At 65.6% G+C, this 4,020-nt stretch carries 5 protein-coding genes; 1 reads left to right on the forward strand and 4 read right to left on the reverse strand.

Annotated elements, in window-relative coordinates; all coding sequences use genetic code 11:
- From EOA38_RS29855 to EOA38_RS29865, 3 genes are all read right to left on the reverse strand, one after another.
- The coding region (locus EOA38_RS29855; RefSeq protein ID WP_127300933.1) for a 5'-methylthioadenosine/S-adenosylhomocysteine nucleosidase at positions 1 to 383 on the reverse strand (383 nt) is incomplete at its 3' end.
- A gap of 3 nt (positions 384 to 386) precedes the next feature.
- Positions 387 to 845, reverse strand: coding sequence for a PaaI family thioesterase (locus EOA38_RS29860; RefSeq protein WP_127300934.1), 459 nt, complete (start codon positions 843 to 845; stop codon positions 387 to 389).
- 95 nt (positions 846 to 940) lie between these two features.
- The gene (locus EOA38_RS29865; RefSeq protein WP_127300935.1) at positions 941 to 2,230 is read right to left on the reverse strand and encodes an RsmB/NOP family class I SAM-dependent RNA methyltransferase; all 1,290 of its coding nucleotides are present in this window, start codon (positions 2,228 to 2,230) and stop codon (positions 941 to 943) included.
- 333 nt (positions 2,231 to 2,563) lie between these two features.
- Here EOA38_RS29865 and EOA38_RS29870 point away from each other — a divergent pair, with 333 nt between their 5' ends.
- Positions 2,564 to 3,241 (forward strand): MIP family channel protein, encoded by a 678-nt coding sequence (locus EOA38_RS29870; RefSeq protein WP_127300936.1) that lies wholly within the window; start codon positions 2,564 to 2,566, stop codon positions 3,239 to 3,241.
- Between the two features lie 68 nt (positions 3,242 to 3,309).
- On the opposite strand, the gene EOA38_RS29875 is transcribed toward EOA38_RS29870, so the two are convergent.
- Positions 3,310 to 4,020, reverse strand: a 711-nt coding sequence (locus tag EOA38_RS29875; RefSeq protein ID WP_348627542.1) for a peroxidase family protein, incomplete at its 5' end; no start/stop codon positions are given.

A 4,020-nucleotide genomic window follows, 5' to 3' on the forward strand; every position in this document is an offset into this window, starting at 1 on the left:
CCGGAGGACAGCGTCGCGCTCCTGATGCCGGGGATGACGAAGGGCAGCGGCACCGTCACCGGCAGGTCGAGGAACGGCGTCGCGCCTTTCTCGAAGCCGAGCGGGGAGGCATCCATGTCGCGGTAGCTGACCGACACGGCCTGGTAGATTTCGGTCTGCTCCAGCGTTCGGCTTCCGGCGGAGCCCAGCGAGACGACGAGATCCGGCAGCGCGCCCGCCGCCTTCAACGTCGCAAGCTCGGCGCCCAGCCGCACGCCGGCCTCGACCGGGCCGACGCCGGTCATCAGCGGCGTGAACAGCTTTTGGAGATGCGGGCCGTATTCGGCCTCCGCCGCCATGACGACAAGAACGGATTTGTCTCCTATCCGCGCAGCGGTTGCCATGGATCACCCTTCTATCCCGTCGCGGCCGACCACCGTCATCATCGTGCCGGTCATGGTGGCGATCAGCTTGGCCTCGCCATCGGCGGCGAAGGCGTAGGCCTGGCCGTCGGCAACGATGATGGTGCGGCCGGGCTTGGTCACCGAACCGCGGAACAGGAAGCGCTCGCCCCTGCCCGGCGCGAGCAGGTTGACCTTGAATTCGATGGTCAGCACGCTGGAATTCTGCGGCATCAGCGAGAACGCGGCATAGCCGCAGGCCGAATCCAGCGCGGTCGAGATGACGCCGGCATGCAGGAAGCCGTACTGTTGCGTCAGCTCGGCGGCGTAAGGCATCTCGATCTCGATAATGCCGGGCGTGACCAGCGTCAGTTCCGCGCCGATGGTGGCCATCGCTTTCTGACGGGCAAAGGAAGTCCTGACGCGATCCTCATAGTCGGGAGCGGGTACGATCTTGGCTGCCATGGGCCTTCGCCTTCACTTTTGCTGGCGAAGCTTATTGCAGAGGCACGCAGGACAGGCAATCTCTTATGTTGCAGCGCAGCAAAATGCCGGCTGCCTCAGGCGGCCCTGCGCAGAGCGTGAAAATAAAATCCGTCGGTGCCGCTGAGCGCCGGCGACAGCGAGATGCCGCCGGCGTCGGCGATGCGCGCGGCGCCTTCGTGGCCGGGGAAATGGCTGTTCCAGAGCTGGCGATGATCGACCGGCGCAAAGTCGCCGTGGCGCCCGCGGAAGGCCGCGACCTGCTCGCCGTTCTCGGCATCGAATACCGAGCAGGTGATGTAGACCAGCAGTCCGCCGGGTTTGACGAAGGCCTGCGCCGCGTCGAGGATCGCCTGCTGCTCGCCCTTGCGGGCATCGAGCTGCCTGTCGGTCAGCCGCCATTTGGCGTCGGGCCGCCGCCGCCAGGTGCCGCTGCCGGTGCAGGGCGCGTCGATCAGCACGATATCCATATGACTGGCCAGCGGCGTGAGTTCCGCGGGTTTGCTGACGATTTGGATGTTGCGGCTGTGCGCGCGGCGAATGCGCTCGAAGATCGGCGCCAGCCGCACCTTCTCCGCATCATGGGCAAAGAGCTGGCCTGTATTGCCCATCTCGGCCGAGAGCGCCAGCGTCTTGCCGCCGGCGCCGGCGCAATAGTCGAGCACCTGCATGCCGGGCATGGCACCGGCAAGTACCGCGGCAAGCTGCGAGCCCTCGTCCTGCACTTCGAACCAGCCTTTCTGGAAGGCGGGCTCGGCCTGCACGTTCGGATGCCTGCCGTCACCGTCGATCGGCGGGATGCGGATGCCGTGCGGCGCAATCGCGGCGGGCGCCGCACCCGTGCCCTCGAGCTCGGCCAGCACCCTGCCGCGATCGGACAGCAAGGCATTGACCCTGAGGTCCAGCGGCGGGCGCATGGCGAGAGCCGCACCCTCCTCGACCCAATCCTCGCCATAGGCCTGTTCGAGCAGCGGCGCGCACCAGTCCGGAACATCGGCCCGCACGGCGTCAGGCGCATCGGCCGGCAGGCGTCCGGCAACCGCTTTCAATTCGGTGGCGCTGAGCAGAGGCGGCGCGAACTTGTCGCCGTCGAGCGCGTCGTTGAGCGACTGCGCCGTCTGGCCCCATTCGAGCAGCAGCGCGCCGAAGCCGATGGCGCGCGGCGTGTCCTCACCGAAGAGCCAGCCGGCCGAGCGCTTGCGGCGCAGCGCGTCGTAGACGATGTTGCCGATCGCCGCCCTGTCGCCGCCGCCGGCGAAGCGGTGCGACAGGCCCCAGTCGCGCAAGGCGTCGGCCACCGGGCGGTGCCGCCGGCCGATGTCTTCCAGAACTTCGATGGCCGCCGCCAGCCTTCCGCCCAGTCTCATTCCTGCTTCCGTCAACCGTTGCTTTCGGCCCTGCTCATAGAGCCTTTCCTGCCCAGATTGAAACAGTTCTGTTGCGATGAGGCCAAAACGATCTGCGCAATGCCATCCTGAGAGCGAAAAACGGAACGCTTTTTTCGAGCAGTCGACCGCCGGCGGAAAACAAGAACAAATCGACCGAAACATGAAATGTTTCTAATGTTTCGGTTGGCGGATACAAGCAAGTCTCCTGGCTTAATCTCTCAGCTTTCCAAGTTTTGCCGCCAGGAATACTCTTTCGCCTGTGATTCGCGGCGCGGGCAACGCGGTTTGACGAATCCCTTTGAGGAGAGGGCAATGAAGACTTATCTGGCGGAAGTTCTAGGCACGTTCTTGTTGGTGTTCATCGGCACGGCCTCCGTGGTCACGGGCGGTTTCGGCGGCGCGCTCCCGCTCGGCCAGGAAGGCATCGGCCTGGCGTTCGGCATCGGCCTGATCGCGGCGGCCTATGCGATTGGCCCGATCTCGGGCGCGCATCTCAACCCGGCGGTGACGCTCGGCGTGTTCCTTGCGGGACGGATGCCAGCCAAGGATGTCGTCCCTTACTGGATCGCGCAGATCATCGGCGCCATCATCGCGTCGCTTGCGCTGTGGATCATCGTCACCGGCCAGGCCGGCGGCCACACCGGCGGCTTCGGCGCCAATGGCTGGGACGAGGCAAAATGGGGCATGAGCTCGGCCTTCCTGTGGGAGCTGATCGGCACCTTCACCTTCGTCACGGTGATCCTCGGCGTCACCAACGCCAAGCACACGACGGCCTTTGCGGGCCTGGTCATCGGCCTGACGTTGGCAGGAATTCACTTCGCCATGATCCCGGTGACCGGCACCTCGGTGAACCCTGCCCGCTCGATCGGCCCGGCGCTGTTTTCGGGCGGAGCCGCGCTCAGCCAGCTCTGGCTGTTCATCGTCGCGCCGCTGATCGGCGGGGCGATCGCCGGCGTCGTAGCCAAGGCCGGCATCTTCGAAAAGGACTGAGCTTTATTGAACTCAACGCAAAAAGGCGCGGGTCATGCCCGCGCCTTTTCACCTGGGAGGATGAGCCCTTACTTCGCGGCGATCTCGAAGCGATCGAGGTTCATCACTTTCGTCCACGCCTTGACGAAGTCCTTGACGAACTTCTGCTTGGCGTCGGCCGAGCAATAGACCTCGGCAAAAGCACGCAGCTGCGCGTGCGAGCCGAAGATCAGGTCGGCGCGGGTGCCGGTCCACTTGACCGCCTTGGTCTTGCGGTCGCGCGCCTCGTAGACCTCGTCCGAGCCCGGCTCGGAACCCGCAGCCGGACCCCATATGGTCGCCATGCTGAGCAGGTTGACGAAGAAGTCGTTGGTCAGCGTGCCGGGCTTGTCGGTGAAGACACCGTGCTTGGAGCCACCTGCGTTGGCGCCGAGCACGCGCAGGCCGCCGACCAGCACCGTCATTTCCGGCGCCGTCAGCGTCAGGAGCTGTGCGCGGTCGACCAGCATCGCCTCGACCGACATCGGCAGCTTGCCGCGGGCATAGTTGCGGAAGCCGTCGACCTTCGGCTCCAGCGCTGCGAACGACTCGACATCCGTCTGCTCCTGCGAGGCGTCCATGCGGCCGGGCGTGAACGGCACCTTCACCTCATTGCCGCCGTCCTTCGCCGCCTTCTCGACCGCGGCGACGCCGCCAAGCACGATAAGGTCGGCAAGCGAGACCTTCTTGTCGCCGGCCTGCGCCGCGTTGAACTCCTTCTGGATGGCTTCGAGCTTCTCCAGCACCTTGGACAACTGAGC

It is taken from the genome of Mesorhizobium sp. M1E.F.Ca.ET.041.01.1.1, assembly GCF_003997355.1.
Taxonomy (GTDB): domain Bacteria; phylum Pseudomonadota; class Alphaproteobacteria; order Rhizobiales; family Rhizobiaceae; genus Mesorhizobium.